The organism is Collimonas sp. OK412, from assembly GCF_900112135.1.
Classification (GTDB): domain Bacteria; phylum Pseudomonadota; class Gammaproteobacteria; order Burkholderiales; family Burkholderiaceae_D; genus Collimonas; species Collimonas rhizosphaerae.
Map to the genome: position 1 here is coordinate 100,382 of NZ_FOLC01000014.1, position 17,624 is coordinate 118,005.

The window sequence follows — 17,624 nt, forward strand, 5'->3', positions numbered from 1 at the left end:
GACTATGGCTTGCCTTTGTAGGTACGGATCGCCGCGGGGCTATCCAGCGCCGGCATGGTGATCGAAAGATTGCTGCTTTGGACCTGCTTGAGCAAGGTCTGCACGGTCTGGGTCTGCTTGGCCCGGGTGTCGAAATACTTGGTGATGGTTTCCTGGGCCGCGATCAGGTCGCTGCGGAACGCCGATTCGTTGCGCGACAGCAGGCCGAGGCGCGCATTGAGCAAACGCAGCTTCAGGTTTTCCCGGGCGTAGTAGGCCTGGGTCGGCGACAGCAGCAAGGCGTCTGGCGTATCGACGGTGCGTACCCGGATCAGCTGGCTGATCTCGGTCCACATCTCACTGCTCCAGCTTTGCCATTTATCCTTCAGGCTGTTTTTCCAGTCGGTCACCACGGCATCCGCCGGCACCTGGGTCTTGGCGATATTGCCGCTGCCCGCGGCTTTCGGCTTGACGCTGGCCTCCGGCTGGTTGTTCGGCTTGCTGACGCCGACGATCGGTTTTTCATCGGACAGCAGCGGCATACTGTCGATCTGGCCGATGATGCTGTCGAGGCGCACGGCGATGCCGGTCACATCCAGCGTCGGCAAGGCTTTCAGTTTTTCGATATCGCTGGCGATGGCGCGCCGCACGATGATGAATTGCGGCTTGTCGGAGCGCGACAGGTTCTTGTCGGCGTTCTGCAGCGCGATCAGCGCACCCTGGACGTTGCCGGCCAGCTGCAGCTGCTGGCTGGCGGTCGACAGCACGTCTTCCACCTGGGCCAGGGTCCAGTCGTCGCTGTTGCGGGACAGGTCCTTGTACAGCTGTTCCAGCGCCAGTTGCTGGCTTTGCGATTCAACCTGCTTGTTTTCCAGCACGCTGACCTTGCCTTGCAGTTCCTTGGCTTCATCCTGCACCGACTTCACCAGCACCTTGGTTTCCGTATTGGTGCTGTCGCCGACTTGCAGGCGGCGCGCCAGTTCCTGGCGCAGCTTGCCGTTCTCGTTGCGCATCGTCCACCACTGCGCCGCCAGCAGCAAGGCCAGCAACAGCAATATGCCGTACACCAGCCCAAGCGAACGCTTCGGCCCTTTGTCCTGGCTGACTTTGTAAGGCTGCAGCACGGGCTGCGACGGTGGCGATGCCGTGGCGCTGACGGCAGGACCAGCAGGCTGGTTCGATTCTGGAGTGGGTATCGATTCGTTCATAGCGGGAATTGTAACGCGTCGAGTAGCCGTTCGTCGCCTGAGCCGGTCAGAGTAACGTCAGTAAATCCCAGCACATGTGCCGTTTCGGCAATACGGGCATGCGGGACAAGGAGTTTCTGCTGTTGGATTTTTGCAACACCGGTGCTGCCCTCGAGCGCTTGCGCCAGGCCGACCAGGTGCCTGAGCGCTTCCGAGCTGGTCAATATCCAGTCGTTTTCGGAATCCAGCAGCGGCTGCAGGCGGGCTCTCAACGCCGCGTCGAGCGCCGGCGCCTGGCGTCGGTAGGCGGCTACGGCCTGCACCTTGACGCCCGCCGCCAGCAAGCTGTCGGCAAAAAATTCGCGGCCGCTCTCGCCGCGCACCAGCAACACCTGGCGTCCGCGCAAGGCGTCCAGGTCAAGCGCCTGCAACAGCCCTTCAGAATCGGTCCTGGCTGGATCCGGCGGGCTGAAGATGGTGGTGTTCTGCGCCGTCAGGCCATGCCGCGCCAGCGCCGCCCTGCTGCCTTCGCCGACGATGCCGACCGGCAGCTGCGGCGGCCAGCCGGCGATATGGCGAAACGCCGCGTCGATTGCATTCGGGCTGACGAACACCACCAGCGCAAAGCTGGCGAGCTGGTCGAGGACGGCTTGCAATGGCGTGCTATCGACTAACGGCAAGATTTCCAGCAAGGGGAAAATCACCGGCTTGCGGCCGCGCGCGGCGATCTGCTGCGCCAGCGCAGAGGCTTGCTGCGCCGGCCTGGTGATGATGACCGGGCGCAAGGCAGGTCCGCCTCCTCGTGGCGCAAGCGGCACTAGGCCTCCTTGCACAGCGCCAGGATGGCTCCGGCGTCCTGCGCCTCCAGCGCTGCGGCAATCGTTTCTCCCAGCACTTCCGGGGCGTCGGCGGCGCCGCTGGCCTCAGCCACCGCAACCCGCGAGCCGTCCGGCGTGGCGATCATGGCGCGCAAGCGCATCTGGTCGCCGTCGATGGTGGCAAACGCCGCCAGCGGGATCTGGCAGCTGCCGCCAAAGGCGCGCGACAAGGTGCGCTCGGCGGTCACCGCCAGTTCCGTAGGCAAATGATTCAGGGGCGCGAGTATCTCTTGCAGGTCGGCACGGTCGGCGCAGATCTCGATCGCCATCGCGCCCTGGCCCGGCGCCGGCAAGCTCTGTTCCGGCTCGATCGGCGCCGTGATGCGGTCGGCCAGGCCCAGCCGCTTGAGGCCGGCCGCGGCCAGGATGATGGCGGCGTATTCGCCGCGGTCGAGCTTGGCCAGGCGGGTGCCGAGATTACCGCGCAAGGGCTTGATCTGCAGCAAGGGAAAGCGCGCGGCGATCAGGGCCTGGCGGCGCAGGCTGCTGGTGCCGACGACGGCGCCGGCAGGCAGCTGCTCCAGGCTGGCGTAGTCGTTAGACACAAACGCATCGCGCGGATCTTCGCGCTCCAGCACGGCGCTCAGCACAAATCCGGGCGGCAGCTCCATCGGCATGTCCTTGAGCGAATGCACCGCCAGGTCGGCGCGGCCTTCCGCCATCGCCACTTCCAGCTCCTTCACGAACAGGCCCTTGCCGCCGACCTTGGACAGGGTGCGATCAAGAATTTGATCGCCGCGGGTGGTCATGCCGAGGATTTCTATATTACAGTCTGGATATAATGCAGATAACCGTTCGCGCACGTGTTCCGCTTGCCACATGGCCAGCGGGCTTTCACGCGATGCGATCACCAACTTGGAAGGGGAGGATATTTTCGACACAAGTTCTTTCAGATTTTAGCTGGTGGAGTGTTTCGCATGTAATGGCGCTTAAGAAATGGCGTATTTTCGTGCCAGGCTAGGCGCAAACCGGAGCGATAGCTGGCTATCGCGAGGATTTGCAACGACGCATGGCGTGAAAAGACGCCGTTTCTTAAGTGTCATTATGTGCGTAACACTACACCAAGCAGCGCACTGGATTTTAGCATGCGCTGCGTACTGTTCCGGCGCACTGCCTCAGTTCAGCTTATATCAAAAGACTTATATAGACAGCGCCCGCTTGGCAAGTTCCAAACCCTTCGTCCCCCACCCCAGAAAAGCTGATTGCACTCGTTCATTATGGCAAAACAATTGAATTCTGCTGTCCAGGTAAAAAAACCCGCCCCCAATAAAGATGCTCCGCTCAAAGAAGATATCCGCCTGCTGGGCCGCCTGCTGGGCGACGTGCTGCGCGACCAGGAGGGCGACGCGGTATTTGAAGTTGTAGAAACCATACGCCAGACGGCGGTGCGCTTCCGCCGCGAATCGGATCCGCAGGCCGGCGCCGACCTCGACAAGCTGCTCAAGAAGCTCACCCGCGACCAGACCAACTCGGTGGTGCGCGCGTTTTCCTATTTTTCGCACCTGGCCAATATCGCCGAAGACCAGCACCACAACCGGCGCCGCCGCGCCCACCTGCTGGCCGGCTCCGCAGCCCAGCCGGGCAGCGTCGCCCACGCCCTGAGCAAACTGGATGACGCCGGCGTCTCCGGCGCCACTGTGCGCAGCTTCCTGAAAGACGCCTTGATTTCACCGGTGCTGACGGCCCACCCGACCGAAGTGCAGCGCAAGAGCATCCTTGATGCGGAACGCGAAATCGCCCGCCTGCTGGCCGAGCGCGACCGGCCGTTGACCGAGAAAGAACTGCGCGACAACACCGAACTGCTGCGCGGCCGCATCGCCACCCTGTGGCAAACCCGGATGCTGCGCTATACCAAGCTGACGGTAGCCGATGAAATCGAGAATGCGTTGTCCTACTATCGCATCACCTTCCTGCGTGAACTGCCGGCGCTGTACGACGACATCGAAGGCGAAATCGCCACCCAGTTCCCGACCCGCGCCCGCCAGCCCGGCGCTAGTACTGAACTGGCGCCCTTCGTGCAGATGGGCAGCTGGATCGGCGGCGACCGCGACGGCAATCCCAACGTCAACGCCGGCACCATGCAACGCGCATTGTCGCGGCAATCGACCACCATCTTCGATTTTTACCTGGAAGAAGTGCATGCGCTGGGCGCGGAACTGTCGGTCTCGACCCTGATGGTCAGCGTCAACCAGGAACTGCTGGCGCTGGCGGAAAGCTCGCCCGACACCTCCGACCATCGCGCCGACGAACCTTACCGCCGCGCCCTGATCGGGATTTATGCGCGGCTGGCCTCGACCGCGCGCGAACTCGGCGCCACCAACATCCTGCGCCAGGAAGTCGGCGCCGCCGACCACTACGCGACACCGCAGGAATTCACCCAGGAATTGCAGATCGTCGAAGACTCGCTGCGCGCCCATCACGGCAGCGCCCTGGTCAAGCCGCGGCTGGCGACGCTCAAGCGCGCTTCCGAGATTTTCGGCTTCCACCTGGCTTCGCTCGACATGCGCCAGAGTTCCGATGTCCACGAACGGGTACTGACCGAACTGTTCGCCCAGGCCCAGGTAGAAGGCGCTTACGACAAGCTCAGCGAAGAACAGAAAATCGACCTGCTGCTGGCTGAACTGGCCAAGCCGCGCCTGCTGTACTCGCCGTATATCAGCTATTCCGACGAAACCGTCTCCGAACTGTCGATCCTGCGCGCCGCCGGCGAGATGCGCCAGCGCTACGGTGCGCGCTCGATCCGCAACTACATCATTTCCCATACAGAGACCGTGTCCGATTTGCTGGAAGTCCTGCTGCTGCAACAGGAAACCGGCTTGCTGCGGCCCGCATCGACGACTGCCTCGGCCGCCGGCAAAGCCGTGCCCGGCGCGCTGGACGTGATGGTGATTCCGCTGTTCGAAACCATTCCCGACCTGCGCCGCGCCGCCGCGATCATGGAGCAGTTCATGGCCTTGCCGCCGGTGGAACGGCTGATCGCCAGGCAAGGCAAGCTGCAGGAAGTCATGCTGGGTTACTCCGACTCCAACAAGGACGGCGGTTTCCTGACTTCCAACTGGGAGCTGTACAAGGCCGAGATCCAGCTGGTGCGCGTGTTTGACCGCGCCGGCGTCAAGCTGCGCCTGTTCCATGGCCGCGGCGGCACCGTCGGCCGCGGCGGCGGCCCGAGCTACCAGGCGATCCTGGCGCAACCGCCGGGCACCGTCAACGGCCAGATCCGCCTGACCGAACAGGGCGAGATCATCGCTTCCAAGTTCTCCAATCCGGAAATCGGCCGCCGCAACCTGGAGCTGCTGGTGGCGGCGACGCTGGAAGCGAGCCTGATGCCCAACAATGCCGACGCCAAGCAGGCCAAGAGGCTGGGCGAATTCGAGCAACTGATGGATGGGCTATCCGAGCGCGCTTACCAGTCCTACCGCAACCTGGTCTATGAAACTCCCGGTTTCACCGACTATTTCTTTGCAGCGACGCCGATCGCCGAGATCGCCGAACTGAACATCGGCTCGCGCCCTGCCTCGCGCAAGTCGACGCGCCGCATCGAAGATTTGCGGGCGATTCCGTGGGGCTTTTCGTGGGGGCAGTGCCGTTTGCTGCTGCCGGGCTGGTACGGCTTCGGCAGCGCCATCGAAAGCTGGCTCGAGGAAGGCAAGGACAGCAAGCTCAAGGCCCAGAAGCTGGCGACATTGCGCGCCATGTACAAGGAATGGCCGTTCTTCGCCACCCTGCTGTCGAACATGGACATGGTGCTGTCGAAAACCGACCTGGCGGTGGCCTCGCGCTATGCCGGACTGGTCACCGACCGCAAGTTGCGCAACAGCATCTTCAAGCGCATCGTCGATGAACACGAACGCACCAGCAGCACCCTGTCAGCCATCACCGGTTCCAAGGACCGCCTGTCGGGCAATCCGCTGCTGGCGCGTTCGATCAAGAACCGCTTCGCCTACCTCGATCCGCTGAACCACTTGCAGGTCGAACTGATCAAGCGCCACCGCAGCGTGACCGCGGCCGGCCGCACGACGGAAGAACGGGTGAAACGCGGCATCCACCTGAGCATCAACGGCATCGCCGCCGGTTTGCGCAATACCGGCTAGCCGGAAGCGGCGGGCGGCTCGACGCCGGGACCGGCCGCCTTGGCCGGTTCGGCATCGAGCGCCGCACGCAGCCTTGGCAGGCTGTCCGGGTACTGCTGCGCGATGAAAGCGAGCATGGCTTCGCGGATGGCGCAGCGCAGGTCGAAGGCGGTGCCGGAATCCTTGGCGCTGACCAGCAGCCGCAGCTGCATGGCGCGCTCGCTGGCGTCGGTCACGTGCAGCACGCAGACCCGGCCGTCCCACAAAGGAGATTGCTTGCATATGCGCTCGAATTCGGCGCGCACGGCGGGCACCGGGACAGCGAAATCCAGCCACAGGAAAACCGTACCGAGGATGGTCGAGGATTTATGCGTCCAGTTTTCGAAGGGGTTTTCGATAAACCATTGCAAGGGCACGATCATGCGCCTTTCATCCCAGATCCGCACCACCACGAAAGTGCCGGTGATTTCCTCGACCCGCCCCCATTCGCCCTTGACGATCAAGACATCGTCGATGCGGATCGGCTGCGAAAACGCAATCTGCATGCCGGCGATGAAATTCCCCAGCACCGGCCGCGCCGCGATGCCGGCCACCAGGCCGGCGACTCCGGCCGAGGCAAGCAGGCTGGCGCCGAACTGGCGGGCGCCGGGCAAGGTCAGCAAGGCGAAACCCAGGCCGAGAAGCGCGGCAATGAAGTAAGCGCTGCGCGTCAGCACCCTGGTCTGGGTCAGGATGCGGCGGGCTTTCAGGTTGTCGGCGGCGCTGACGGGATTGAGCTGGACCACGGTGGCGCTTAACGCGCGGATGCAGCGCATCGCCAGCCAGGTCAAGGCGATGATCAGCGCCACCGAGGTCAGGTAGGACAGCGGCACCAGCCAGGGTGTCTCGTCCGGCGCCCCGGTCAGCACCAGGCGCACCGCGAACAGGATCAGGCACACCCGGCTGGCGTGATACGCGATAAAACTGGCGTTGGCGATGTAGGGCCGGTTGCCTGCCAGCCGCCGCAGCAGCATGACGCCCGCACGGTGCAGCAAGCCGGCCAGCAACGCCGCCAGCAGGGCCGCGCCAACGACGTAGAGGCTGGTCTCCAGGTATTGCAGTTCAGGGAAAATGCTCAGGTTCATCCATGGCCCTCATCGGTTGGTCGAATCCGGCGCCGCTTCCTTGATCTGGACCGGCGCCGGACTAGAGTTTCTTTTGCATCAGCATGGCTTTGCCCATGGCCGGATCGAGTTCGTAGCCGGCAAACCCGGTGGACTTGTACAGTGCCTGGGCCAGCTTGTTGCCTTCCAGCACTTCCAGCGTGATCTTGCAGCAGCCCAGGCCAAGCGCTACCTGCTCCACCTGCGCCAGCAGCTCCTTCGAAATCCCGCGCCCGCGAAATTTGGCGGCGACCGCCAGGTCATGGATATTCAGCAGCGGCTGGCAGGCAAACGTCGAAAATCCTTCGATGCAGATCGCCACTCCCGCCGGCTCGTCGTCGACAAAAGCCAGCACCACGTGGACATCGCTCCTTTTGCTGATGGCGGCGACCAGGTTGCTTTTGACGAAATCGGCGAGCTGCCGGCCGCCGCCCATGGCGTCCATGGCGTAGCCGTTCAGCAGTTCCACGATGGCGCTGGCGTGGCGGGGATTGGCAAATTCGGCATTCACTATCTGAGTCATGTTCCTGGTCCTGGTTCAGTATTGATGGATGTTTCCGATTTTATATCAGCGCGGACAATGTCTTGCGGATGTCAGGTGCGTGCCAAAAAAGCGCAACCGCTCCCCCTTTTGGTGACAATAATCGGCAGTGCTTGCCAACTTGGTGAACTGATACACCAATCTTGTATATCAGATCAGTGCATCAGTCCCGGCGGCCGCCTGGCATACGACTTGCTGATACGTCAGCATGACCGCCACCGCCAAATCGTCCACCCAGATCGCCGAACGGATTACCGAAGCGATGCTGGCGCGCAAACTGGCGCCCGGCACGCGGCTGGGCGAGCAGCAGCTGGCGGAACTGTTCGGCGTCAGCCGCACCCAGATCCGCGAAGCCTTGACGCGCCTGGTGACGCGCGGCATCGTCACCGTCAGCGCCCGCCGCGGCTGGTATGTGATCGAACCGACCCCGGAAGATGCGCGCGATGCTTTCGAAGCGCGCCGGGTGCTGGAGCTGGGGCTGCTGCGCCATGCGCGGCCGATCAGCGCCGATGCCATCCGCAAGCTGCGCCAGCATGTCGAGCGTGAACAAGCGGCGCTGGAAGGCGACGATGTCGCCTCGCGCAGCTTCCTGCTGGGCGATTTCCACGTCTGCCTGTGCGAATCGTTCGGCAACACCTTGCTGGCCGACACCCTGCGCGACCTCACTACCCGCACTACCTTGACCGCCATGCAATACCAGTCTTCGCACCACGCCAGGCAATCCTGCGCCGAACACGTCGGCATCGTCGCCGCGCTGGAAGCCGGCGACCTGGAGCAGGCGGAACAACTGATGCACAACCATTTATGCAATGTCGAAGCAGGCCTGGACCAATCGCTGCGCAGCGATTCCCTGTCGCCGCTACGACAGGCGCTGGCCCCGCTTTCCGAGAATGCCGACTTTGCAACATCACCCCCGCTAAAGGAGTTTTAACATGAAGTTCCCAAAAATTTTGCTCGCCTTGGCCGCTGCTGCCACCCTGTTCAGCGGCACTGCGCGGGCCGATGCGCTCGAGGACATCGTCAAGAGCGGCGTACTGAGGGTCGCCGTGCCGCAAGACTTCCCGCCGTTCGGTTCGGTCACCAGCGATCTCAAGCCGCAAGGCCTGGATATCGACGTAGCCACCCTGATCGCCAAGAAAATGGGCGTCAAGATCGAACTGATCCCGGTTACCAGCGCCAATCGGGTGCCCTACCTGCAAACCAAGAAAGTCGACCTGATCATTTCCAGCCTCGGTAAAAATCCGGAGCGGGAAAAAGTCATCGCCTTCAGCGACGCTTATGCTCCCTTCTATAACGGCGTATTCGGCGGCGCCGACCAGAAAGTCAGCAGCGCGGCCGACCTGGCCGGCAAGACCGTGGGCGTGACCCGCGGCGCGGTGGAAGACCTGGAACTGACCAAGATCGCTCCTGCCAGCGCCACCATCAAGCGCTACGAAGACAACAACGGCACCATCAGCGCCTTCCTTTCCGGCCAGGTGCAGCTGGTAGCGACCGGCAACGTGGTGGCCGCCGCGATCATCGCCAAGCATCCGCCGAAGAAACCGGAAACAAAATTCCTGATCAAGAATTCGCCATGCTCGATCGGCCTCAACAAGGACGAACCGAAACTGCTCGACAAGGTCAACGCCATCCTGGCGCAGACCAAGAAGGACGGCGAGCTGAACGCACTGAGCGTGAAATGGCTGGGCCTGCCTTTGCCGGCCAACCTGTAAGCGCTGCTTGCCGCATCGACTAGCTTAAGGCGAGACATGAGTTATCACTTCGATTTCCTGGCGCCGTTCGACTACCCTGCCGTGCTGATCAAAGGCGTGCTGGTGACGATCGAACTGATCGCTATCGGCGGCGTGCTGGGCGTTGCCGTCGGCATCTTCGGCGCCTGGGCCCGCACCCAGGGACCGCGCTGGCTGCGGCCGCTGGTCAGCGCCTACGTTGAGCTGATCCGCAACACGCCGTTCCTGATCCAGCTGTTCTTCATTTTCTTCGGGCTGCCGGGGATAGGCGTGCAGATCGGCGAAATGGAAGCGGCGGTGCTGGCGATGGTGATCAACCTCGGCGCCTACAGCTGCGAAATCATCCGCGCCGGCATTGCCGCCGTCGCCCGCGGCCAGGTCGAAGCCGGCTTGAGCCTGGCGATGACCAGGATGCAGATATTCCGGCATGTGATCCTGCCCCCTGCCCTGCAAAAAATCTGGCCGGCGCTGTCGAGCCAGGTGGTGATCGTGATGCTCGGCTCGGCCGTATGTTCACAGATTGCGGTGGAAGAACTGGCGTATGCCGCCAACTTCATCCAGGGCCGCAATTTCCGCTCGTTTGAATCTTACCTGCTGTCTACCGCGATCTACCTGCTGCTGGCGATCGGCTTGCGGCAGCTGCTGCGCCTGATCGGCGACCGGCTGTTCGGCCGGCCCGCGGCCAAGGAGGCCACATGATTTCATTCTCTGTCTGGGACATCGTCCGCAACCTGCTGCTGGCGCTGCGCTGGACCGTGTTGCTGTCGCTGGCGTCGTTTGCCTTGGGCGGCCTGCTGGGATTGATCATCCTGTTCATGCGGACATCAAAGCAAGCCTGGCTGCGCCGCCTGACCAAGATGTACATCGAGCTGTTCCAGGGCACGCCCTTGCTGATGCAGCTGTTCCTGGCGTTTTTCGGGCTCGCCCTGTTCGGCCTGGAAGTGCCGGCCTGGCTCGCCGCCGCGCTGGCGCTGACTTGCTGGAGCAGCGCCTACCTGGCGGAAATCTGGCGCGGCTGCGTCGACGCCGTTCCGCGCGGCCAGTGGGAAGCATCGTCATGCCTGGCCATGAGCTACATGCAGCAGATGCGCCACGTGATCCTGCCGCAAGCCTTGCGCATCGCGATTCCGCCTACGGTCGGCTTCAGCGTGCAGATCGTCAAAGGCACCGCGGTCACCTCCATCATCGGCTTCGTCGAACTGTCGAAAGCCGGCACCATGATCACCAACGCCACGTTTCAGCCGTTCACCGTGTATGCACTGGTGGCGCTGATGTATTTTGCGCTGTGCTGGCCGCTGTCCAAATACAGCCAGTCTCTGGAAAGGAAATACAATGCCGCTAATCGCCATTGACAATGTAAAAAAAAGCTTCGGCGACAACCAGGTGCTGAAAGGCATCCGGCTCGATGTCGAAGCCGGTGAAGTGATCGCCATCATCGGCAAAAGCGGTTCCGGCAAGAGTACCTTGCTGCGCTGTATCAACGGCCTGGAAAGCATCGATGAAGGCAATATCAGCGTCGCCGGCGCACACCTGGGCAAGACCGAGCTGGAGCTGCGGGCGCTGCGCCTGAAGGTCGGCATGATCTTCCAGCAGTTCAACCTGTTTCCGCACCTGACTGTCGGCCGCAACGTGATGCTGTCGCCGATGATCGTCAAGGGAACCACAGAAGGCGAGGCACGCAAGTCGGCACAGGAGAACCTGGCGCGGGTCGGCCTGGCTGAAAAATTCGACGCCTACCCGGACCAGCTGTCGGGCGGCCAGCAGCAGCGGGTGGCGATCGCACGCGCGCTGACGATGCAGCCGCAGGCCCTGCTGTGCGACGAAATCACCTCCGCGCTCGACCCGGAGCTGGTCAACGAAGTGCTGACGGTCGTGCGCGGCCTGGCGGAGGAAGGCATGACGCTGCTGATGGTGACCCATGAAATGCGGTTTGCCCGCGAAGTCTGCGATCGCGTGGTGTTCATGCATCAAGGCAAAGTGCATGAAATCGGCCCGCCGGAAGAGATTTTTGCCAATCCCAAGACACTCGAACTGCAGCAATTCCTGGGCGCTTCGCACTGAAAAAAAGCCGGCTGGAAATCGGGGAACGGAAGGAGCTGCCCGCAATTCTGTAAAATTGAGGGTCAGCTCCTGATTTGCTCCTGTTAACCATGGAAGTACACATGAATTCAATCAGCACCACCCCGCCGCTCGCAGCCGACCTGGTTTCCTTTATCGAAGGTTTGCCGAAAGCGGAACTGCACCTGCATATCGAAGGCACGCTGGAACCTGAATTGCTGTTCTCGCTGGCGCAACGTAACAATGTCGAACTGCCCTACGCTTCCGTGGAAGAACTGCGCGCCGCCTATGCTTTCACCGACCTGCAATCGTTTCTCGACCTGTATTACGCCGGCGCCGCGGTGCTGCAGACCGAACAGGATTTTTATGACATGACGATGGCGTACATCGCCCGCTCGCGGGCAGACAACGTGCGCCACTCCGAAATTTTCTTCGATCCGCAGACCCATACCGAACGCGGCATCAGCATCGACGTCGTATTCGCCGGCATCGCCCGCGCTCTGCGCGAAGCGCGCGACAAGCACGGCTTCAGCAGCGCCATGATCATGTCCTTCCTGCGCCATTTGTCGGAAGAGGAAGCATTCGCTACCCTGGAAGAAGCGCTGCCCCTGCGCGCCCAGTATCGCGACCTGTGGATAGGCATCGGCCTGGATTCGGCCGAACGCGGCAACCCGCCGGAAAAATTTGCCCGCGTCTTCGCGCGCTGCCGCGAACTCGGGTTCCACCTGGTGGCCCACGCCGGCGAGGAAGGCCCGCCGGAATACGTCAGGGACGCGCTCGACGTATTGCATGTAGAACGCATCGACCACGGCGTGCGCAGCGAGGAAGATCCGGCCCTGATGAAGCGGCTGGCGCAGCAACGCATCCCGCTGACGGTATGTCCGCTGTCCAACCTCAAGCTGTGCGTGGTCGACGACATGCGCAAGCACAACCTGGCGCGCATGCTGCACGCCGGCCTGGCGGTCACCGTCAACTCCGATGATCCGGCCTATTTCGGCGGCTACATGAACGCCAATTTCCTGGCCGTGGCGGCATCGCTGCGCTTGAGCCGCACCGAACTGGTGATGCTGGCGCGGAATGCGTTTGAAGCGACATTCCTGCCGGCCGCGGCGAAACAGCAGCTGTTGCTGGAACTGGACGGCTACTGCATGGCGCACTGATCCTGCACCGGCTGCAACCGCTGTGCGCAAGCCGCCGCGCCTCACGGGCCCGGCGGCTTTTTCACGGCGGCGGCGCAAAAATGGCCCGCATGCCTGATCCGCGGCAAGGCCATAACAAATCTGCACTACCCAAAACGCCGCTTCTGTATTGTCCTTGCAAGCCGGCCGGTTTCAGGGCACCATGGATAAGCAGCCAGATAGCCTGCCCTATCGATCCCGTCTGACTCTGCGCAACCGCTTTATCGTGGAGACCATGATGGACAACGTACTCGCCGCACCTCGCCTGACCAACGCCGGCATCTTGTTTTCGGTGACGGTCGAATTCCAGCAGTACCAGTGCCTGGTGCCGGCAACCACACTATCAGACCTGTCGCATTCGAAAGATCCCAAGCTCGACCTGCTCGATACCTATCGCGCCTTCCAGACAAAAATCGAAGGCGTCGCACGGCGCCTGATCGGCGCCGGCATCGTCGGCAAGCCGCTGGTTATCGGCAGCGGCTATTTCCAATAATCCCAAGTCGGACCTGGTTGCTTCGCTGCTGCGCATGCAATACATGCATGCGCTGGATCGTCACATGCCGGCAAACATGCGCTTCTTCAGCAAGGAAGCACGCAGCTTGTCGTACGCCAGGTTGAAAACGAAGGTATAAGGCAGAAAAAAAAGCAGCAGGCCGATATCGAGGAACAGGGCATCGAGCAGGCTCGTGTCCAGCCACCATGCCACCAGCGGCACCACGATCGCCACCAGCCCGGCTTCGAATGCGGTAGCGTGCACCACCCGCATGGCCATGGTGCGGACCAGGCGCCAGCGGCGCTCGATACGGTCGAACAGGCTGTTGAAAATCATGTTCCAGGTCATCGCCACCAGCGAAATCATCAGCGTCAGCAAACCCGCATGCGCCATCGGTATCTTCATCACCCATGACAAGACGGGTGCGGTCATGCCTACCGCCAGCACTTCAAATATCAGCGCGTGAATGGCGCGTTCGGTCCAGGTTTTATGCGTGTTCATATTGCCTCCATTGCTTCAGAAAACTCTGATGAGGCCATTTTCTTCGTTTTACCTGATACTATGAAATCGATAATCATCGGTTAAACCGATACATAGGAACTCGTACGCCATGCGCCACTCCCTGGAAACCCTGTTCATGTTTATCGAGGCCGCCACACTGGGTTCGTTCTCGGCGGCGGCACGCAAGCTGGGCAAGCAGCAGTCCACCGTCAGCGAGGCAATCGCCAACCTGGAAATCGACCTCGGACTGACGCTGTTCGACCGCCGCACCCGCCGCCCGACGCTGACCGAGCAAGGCCGGGCCATGCTGGTCCACGCGCAGCACGTGATTGAAGCTGCCGATCGCCTCGAACGTTCGGCGCACCGGCTGGCAGGTGGACTGGAGCCGCAGCTGACCCTGGTGCTGTCCGATACTTACCAGTCGGACCGCTTCGAACATATCCTCACCAGTTTCGAGCAACGCTACCCGGAGCTGGAACTGGAATGCATGATTGCGGAGCGCAACGACGTGGTTTCTTTGGTGCAGGAAGGACGCGCCAACCTCGGCCTGGTGGCGGCGCAGCCGGACTATCCGCCGGATATCGGCTTCGAATCGGTGCCGGACCGTTCCGCCATCGGCCTGTATGTCGGCAAGCAGCATCCGCTGGCAAAAGCCGCTCACATCTCGAGCGAGATGCTGCACGGCGCGCGCGAGCTGCGTCTGAGTACCTATGCCGACGAGCCTCTGCAGCGCCGCCGCGGCAAATGCTGGACGGCGTCCAGCTACCTGCTGCTGCTGGAAATGACGGAACTGGGTTTCGGCTGGGCCGAACTGCCGTACTGGCTGGCCAAGCGGTTTGCCGCCAACAGCCTGCTTGAGCTGCAGGTGCGGGGCTGGCCGAAAAGCATACAGGTCGACGCGGTCTGGTCGCGCCAACGCGGACTGGGACCGGCCGGCAGCTGGCTGCTGGATACCCTGATGGCGCGCTGACGCGGCCAGTCAAGGAAACGGCGATACCTGGCGCGAAATTTGCTGCTATCAGGCATCACTCAGGGAAATAGACAAAAAATGTTAATCATCCTCGCCTCCGTCACTTTTGCCGTCCTGCTTGCTTTGTTCCTGCTGCACAAGGAACTCAAGACGCGCGGCTTCCTGTCGACTTACAACCGCAATGCCCGCTCCGACGCCCGCTTGCAGCGCAGCCGGACGATCAAGCCGCACCATTGAGCCGCGGCAAGCTGTCACAGGCACGTGATAGTTAACGTCAAGAAGTGACAACAAATCGTCGCCGGCGCCTTGTCGTCAAGGGGCCGGGCTAGTCTCGCCTTTCTGATGGGCAAAAAAAAGCCCGCAGAGCCTTGCGGCGCGGGCTGAATCCAAACCATAGGGGGTTGGAGGAGACAAATCCACTATAAATTGAAATATGGCGCAGTGCAATATAGTAAAAATACGGTATCCAGACGCAAAAAACCTGCGACCGTGAGGTAAGCAGGCTTATTTATTCATACATTCATCAATACAGGAGAAGATTCCCGAAACCCAGTCCTATCTGGAAAGTGGCCCCGACGTGTAACGAATCTACTCTTGTATTGCCCCGTATCGCGTCAAGCGTTACAGGCAATTCATGGATTATACACAGATCTGCCAGTCAGCGCAAGCTAAAGTCTTATGCGGCGCATTTCCCACAAATGCAGCGGATAAAAAAAAGCCCGCTGACCTTTCGGTGCGGGCTTGAATCCAAACCTTAGGAGGTGTTGGAGGAGACAGGTGTAACTATATCCAGACGGTCCGCGGACAGCCAATTTATTTAACGCATATCAGTTATTCACATGGATGATAGCGTTACCATCCGGTCGCCACATAAGGCAGGCGACGCCCTTCCACAGCGCTTTGGCGCGCCAGTTCCAGGATTTCGGCAACGCTGACAGCCGCATCCGCCGTAACCGGAAACGGCACACCGTCCTGGATCGAGGCAGCCAGCGCGCGATAGAACTCGATATAAGCGCCGTCCAAGGTAGCCAGTTCGCCGCGCAGGTCAAGTTCACCTTCCACTTCCCTGATCAAGCCAGGCGGGTTTTGGGCCCAGCCCGGCTGCCCGGGACGCAAGCCGGCCTTGAGCTGGTCTTCCTGGCTGTCGAGCCCGGTTTTCAGGTAACTGCCGCGGCGGCCGTGGATCGTAAACCGCGGCGCCTCCAGGGCGCTCAGGGCACTGGCATGCAAGACTACCTGCTTGTCGGCATAGCCCAGCTGCAGGTGGACATAGTCCTCCGCCTTGGCCTGTTCGCGGTAGGCGCCGATAGTCGCGTTGACGCTTTGCGGAGCGCCAAACAAAGTCAGCGCCTGGTCGACCAAATGCGGCCCAAGGTCATACAACAGGCCGCCGCCATTCAAGGCATTCTCGCGCCAGCGTTGCCGTACCGCAGGCCGGAAACGATCGAAATGCGACTCGAAATGCGTGATCTGACCAAGCCGGCCGCTGGCGATCAGCGCTTGCACGGTGCGGAAATCGCCGTCCCAGCGCCGGTTATGGAACGGCGCCAGCAGCAGCTTGCTGTCGGCGGCCGTGCGCGCCAGGATGCGCGCCTCTTCTGCGCTCAGAGTGACCGGCTTGTCGACCACCACGTGCTTGCCGGCTGCCAGCGTACGCCGGGCGAATTCAAAATGGGTATCGTTCGGGGTAGCAATCACGATGCAGTCGAGCGCGCCATCGGCCAGCAAGGCGTCGAGATCGGCAACAATCCGCGCTTCCGGCCAGGCTTGGGCGGCAGCCTCGGCCTGGCTGCTGGCAATCGCGCTGACTGCGGTGCGGCCCGAGTGTCCGATCAGCGGCGCGTGGAAGGTGGCGCCGGCAAAGCCGTAGCCTAAAAGACCTATGTTCAGCATGGGTTTCTCTTTCAATTGCATGATGGACCGAAAGTTACCCACAGAAATTGTGGACAGTCCTGTGGATAACCATCAAGAATTTTAATCAAGTGTTTGATTTATATGATTTTTTGCTAAGCGCACAAACTTGATACCACGGGCATAACTTACGGCCCGCCGGTATCGCCGTTCAGGCCGCCGAAGAATCGATATCCGCCAGGGACTCCCGTCCTTTTTCGGTGATGTCGTAACCGTCGCCCGCCGGCCTGGCGCTGACATGCCCTTTCTTGCCGAGGAACATGGCGACGTCGGCCCCCAGCTTGGCGCCGGGATCGATGGCCACCGCGCGCAGGCCGTCTATGCAGTTCCTGATGAACAAGGTTTGCTGCCCTTTCTCGGTCAATGACAGGCCGCCGTTCTTTTCATATGCAATGTACTTCAGTCCCGCCAGGCGCTTGGTATTGCGTGCCACGCAAGCGCTCACCCTGCCGTGCGTTCCCTTGCGGATCTGCTCCAGGGCGTCATATTCATCTCTTGTCAAACCGTCGTTCATTACTGCTTCCTCTGTAGAATTTGCCATGCTGCGACCCTCATGGTACGCGCCGCAACGGATAGCGGCAATGGATAGCGGCCACGCGGGCGGACGCAGCGCCGGATGAACGCATCGATTGCTACAATCGTTAAATAAAATCTGGTATCGTTACCGCAGGTATTCCAACCTCGCGCACAAGGAGACATTTATGGATTTAACAGAAAAATTCGACGCCAAAGGCAAAGAAACAGGGAACGCCTATCATGTCGAGTGCTATAAAGACTCGATTGAAAGAGCCACCGCAAACGGCACCGTCGCCTCCCTGCCCGGGCGGGAAATCTACAAACTGGCGGATGGACGGGCGCTGACTCCGTACGCGGAAGGAAAATTTGTCATTGACCAGACTGGCGAAAAGATCGTGCGGGTCTGAGCCGCGTTAGCCGCTTGCCTTGATCGGCATCATGAAAGCCTGCGCACCGTGAGGACGCAGGCT

General features: G+C 61.4%; 19 protein-coding genes. 11 read left to right on the top strand and 8 right to left on the bottom strand.

Translation table 11 applies throughout. The features are described 5' to 3' along the window. Positions 1-2: 2 nt before the first annotated feature. Genes BM062_RS15675 through hemC form a run of 3 tightly spaced genes read right to left on the bottom strand, consistent with a single transcriptional unit; the run spans position 3 to position 2,925 of the window. Positions 3-1,187 carry a uroporphyrinogen-III C-methyltransferase gene (locus BM062_RS15675; RefSeq protein WP_092398469.1) on the bottom strand — a complete coding sequence of 395 codons (1,185 nt, stop codon included), beginning with the start codon at positions 1,185-1,187 and terminating at the stop codon, positions 3-5. Continuing rightward, positions 1,184-1,984: a uroporphyrinogen-III synthase gene (locus tag BM062_RS15680; RefSeq protein ID WP_254785097.1), complete on the bottom strand. Its 801-nt coding sequence runs from the start codon at positions 1,982-1,984 to the stop codon at positions 1,184-1,186. The genes BM062_RS15675 and BM062_RS15680 overlap by 4 nt, the downstream gene beginning before the upstream one ends. Continuing rightward, on the bottom strand, positions 1,984-2,925 hold the full coding sequence (gene hemC, locus BM062_RS15685) for a hydroxymethylbilane synthase (RefSeq protein WP_092398473.1): 942 nt from the start codon (positions 2,923-2,925) through the stop codon (positions 1,984-1,986). The genes BM062_RS15680 and hemC overlap by 1 nt, the downstream gene beginning before the upstream one ends. Positions 2,926-3,261: 336 nt before the next feature. On the opposite strand from hemC, the gene ppc reads away from it, so the two are divergent. Further along, positions 3,262-6,135, top strand: a complete 2,874-nt coding sequence (ppc, locus tag BM062_RS15690; protein ID WP_092398475.1) for a phosphoenolpyruvate carboxylase — start codon at positions 3,262-3,264, stop codon at positions 6,133-6,135. Here the strand turns inward: ppc and BM062_RS15695 are convergent. Then, the gene (locus BM062_RS15695; RefSeq protein ID WP_092398477.1) at positions 6,132-7,238 is read right to left on the bottom strand and encodes a mechanosensitive ion channel family protein; all 1,107 of its coding nucleotides are present in this window, start codon (positions 7,236-7,238) and stop codon (positions 6,132-6,134) included. The genes ppc and BM062_RS15695 overlap by 4 nt on opposite strands. Positions 7,239-7,299: 61 nt before the next feature. Next, positions 7,300-7,779 carry a GNAT family N-acetyltransferase gene (locus BM062_RS15700; protein ID WP_092398479.1) on the bottom strand — a complete coding sequence of 160 codons (480 nt, stop codon included), beginning with the start codon at positions 7,777-7,779 and terminating at the stop codon, positions 7,300-7,302. Between the two features lie 226 nt (positions 7,780-8,005). On the opposite strand from BM062_RS15700, the gene BM062_RS15705 reads away from it, so the two are divergent. The 7 genes from BM062_RS15705 (at position 8,006) to BM062_RS15735 (ending at position 13,256) form a co-directional block, all read left to right on the top strand. Beyond that, positions 8,006-8,728, top strand: coding sequence for a GntR family transcriptional regulator (locus BM062_RS15705; protein WP_092398481.1), 723 nt, complete (start codon positions 8,006-8,008; stop codon positions 8,726-8,728). A 1-nt stretch (position 8,729) separates the two neighbouring features. Beyond that, positions 8,730-9,509 carry a transporter substrate-binding domain-containing protein gene (locus BM062_RS15710; RefSeq protein WP_092398483.1) on the top strand — a complete coding sequence of 260 codons (780 nt, stop codon included), beginning with the start codon at positions 8,730-8,732 and terminating at the stop codon, positions 9,507-9,509. A 36-nt stretch (positions 9,510-9,545) separates the two neighbouring features. Further along, positions 9,546-10,226, top strand: a complete 681-nt coding sequence (locus tag BM062_RS15715; RefSeq protein ID WP_092398485.1) for an amino acid ABC transporter permease — start codon at positions 9,546-9,548, stop codon at positions 10,224-10,226. Then, a complete protein-coding gene (locus BM062_RS15720; protein WP_092398571.1) occupies positions 10,223-10,879 on the top strand; it encodes an amino acid ABC transporter permease in 657 nt (218 codons plus the stop codon). Before BM062_RS15715 ends, BM062_RS15720 begins: the two co-directional genes overlap by 4 nt. After that, positions 10,860-11,588: an amino acid ABC transporter ATP-binding protein gene (locus tag BM062_RS15725; protein WP_092398487.1), complete on the top strand. Its 729-nt coding sequence runs from the start codon at positions 10,860-10,862 to the stop codon at positions 11,586-11,588. Before BM062_RS15720 ends, BM062_RS15725 begins: the two co-directional genes overlap by 20 nt. 101 nt (positions 11,589-11,689) lie before the next feature. Beyond that, entirely contained in the window at positions 11,690-12,745 is a 1,056-nt protein-coding gene (locus tag BM062_RS15730; protein WP_092398489.1) for an adenosine deaminase, read from the top strand. Positions 12,746-12,998: 253 nt separating this feature from the next. Next, positions 12,999-13,256: a DUF1488 family protein gene (locus tag BM062_RS15735; protein WP_186450592.1), complete on the top strand. Its 258-nt coding sequence runs from the start codon at positions 12,999-13,001 to the stop codon at positions 13,254-13,256. Positions 13,257-13,316: 60 nt separating this feature from the next. On the opposite strand, the gene BM062_RS15740 is transcribed toward BM062_RS15735, so the two are convergent. After that, entirely contained in the window at positions 13,317-13,757 is a 441-nt protein-coding gene (locus BM062_RS15740; RefSeq protein ID WP_092398493.1) for a multidrug/biocide efflux PACE transporter, read from the bottom strand. Between the two features lie 109 nt (positions 13,758-13,866). Here BM062_RS15740 and BM062_RS15745 point away from each other — a divergent pair, with 109 nt between their 5' ends. Both BM062_RS15745 and BM062_RS25620 read left to right on the top strand, forming a co-directional pair. Continuing rightward, on the top strand, positions 13,867-14,727 hold the full coding sequence (locus BM062_RS15745; protein ID WP_092398495.1) for a LysR family transcriptional regulator: 861 nt from the start codon (positions 13,867-13,869) through the stop codon (positions 14,725-14,727). A gap of 78 nt (positions 14,728-14,805) precedes the next feature. After that, positions 14,806-14,964 carry a hypothetical protein gene (locus BM062_RS25620; protein WP_175501026.1) on the top strand — a complete coding sequence of 53 codons (159 nt, stop codon included), beginning with the start codon at positions 14,806-14,808 and terminating at the stop codon, positions 14,962-14,964. Between the two features lie 615 nt (positions 14,965-15,579). On the opposite strand, the gene BM062_RS15750 is transcribed toward BM062_RS25620, so the two are convergent. Then, positions 15,580-16,620: an oxidoreductase gene (locus BM062_RS15750; protein ID WP_092398497.1), complete on the bottom strand. Its 1,041-nt coding sequence runs from the start codon at positions 16,618-16,620 to the stop codon at positions 15,580-15,582. Positions 16,621-16,789: 169 nt separating this feature from the next. Next, positions 16,790-17,152, bottom strand: coding sequence for a hypothetical protein (locus BM062_RS15755; RefSeq protein WP_092398499.1), 363 nt, complete (start codon positions 17,150-17,152; stop codon positions 16,790-16,792). 187 nt (positions 17,153-17,339) lie between these two features. Here BM062_RS15755 and BM062_RS15760 point away from each other — a divergent pair, with 187 nt between their 5' ends. Then, positions 17,340-17,561 carry a hypothetical protein gene (locus tag BM062_RS15760; RefSeq protein WP_092398501.1) on the top strand — a complete coding sequence of 74 codons (222 nt, stop codon included), beginning with the start codon at positions 17,340-17,342 and terminating at the stop codon, positions 17,559-17,561. Positions 17,562-17,624: the final 63 nt, after the last annotated feature.

Bases quoted from the DNA above. Each gene is read 5' to 3' on its own strand.
- BM062_RS15735 (WP_186450592.1), top strand. From the start codon at position 12,999: ATGATGGACAACGTACTCGCCGCACCTCGCCTGACCAACGCCGGCATC.
- ppc (WP_092398475.1), top strand. From the start codon at position 3,262: ATGGCAAAACAATTGAATTCTGCTGTCCAGGTAAAAAAACCCGCCCCC.
- BM062_RS15700 (WP_092398479.1), bottom strand. From the start codon at position 7,779: ATGACTCAGATAGTGAATGCCGAATTTGCCAATCCCCGCCACGCCAGC.
- BM062_RS25620 (WP_175501026.1), top strand. From the start codon at position 14,806: ATGTTAATCATCCTCGCCTCCGTCACTTTTGCCGTCCTGCTTGCTTTG.
- BM062_RS15705 (WP_092398481.1), top strand. From the start codon at position 8,006: ATGACCGCCACCGCCAAATCGTCCACCCAGATCGCCGAACGGATTACC.
- BM062_RS15695 (WP_092398477.1), bottom strand. From the start codon at position 7,238: ATGAACCTGAGCATTTTCCCTGAACTGCAATACCTGGAGACCAGCCTC.
- BM062_RS15760 (WP_092398501.1), top strand. From the start codon at position 17,340: ATGGATTTAACAGAAAAATTCGACGCCAAAGGCAAAGAAACAGGGAAC.
- BM062_RS15730 (WP_092398489.1), top strand. From the start codon at position 11,690: ATGAATTCAATCAGCACCACCCCGCCGCTCGCAGCCGACCTGGTTTCC.
- BM062_RS15715 (WP_092398485.1), top strand. From the start codon at position 9,546: ATGAGTTATCACTTCGATTTCCTGGCGCCGTTCGACTACCCTGCCGTG.
- BM062_RS15710 (WP_092398483.1), top strand. From the start codon at position 8,730: ATGAAGTTCCCAAAAATTTTGCTCGCCTTGGCCGCTGCTGCCACCCTG.
- BM062_RS15745 (WP_092398495.1), top strand. From the start codon at position 13,867: ATGCGCCACTCCCTGGAAACCCTGTTCATGTTTATCGAGGCCGCCACA.
- BM062_RS15720 (WP_092398571.1), top strand. From the start codon at position 10,223: ATGATTTCATTCTCTGTCTGGGACATCGTCCGCAACCTGCTGCTGGCG.
- BM062_RS15725 (WP_092398487.1), top strand. From the start codon at position 10,860: ATGCCGCTAATCGCCATTGACAATGTAAAAAAAAGCTTCGGCGACAAC.
- BM062_RS15740 (WP_092398493.1), bottom strand. From the start codon at position 13,757: ATGAACACGCATAAAACCTGGACCGAACGCGCCATTCACGCGCTGATA.
- BM062_RS15750 (WP_092398497.1), bottom strand. From the start codon at position 16,620: ATGCTGAACATAGGTCTTTTAGGCTACGGCTTTGCCGGCGCCACCTTC.
- BM062_RS15755 (WP_092398499.1), bottom strand. From the start codon at position 17,152: ATGAACGACGGTTTGACAAGAGATGAATATGACGCCCTGGAGCAGATC.
- BM062_RS15675 (WP_092398469.1), bottom strand. From the start codon at position 1,187: ATGAACGAATCGATACCCACTCCAGAATCGAACCAGCCTGCTGGTCCT.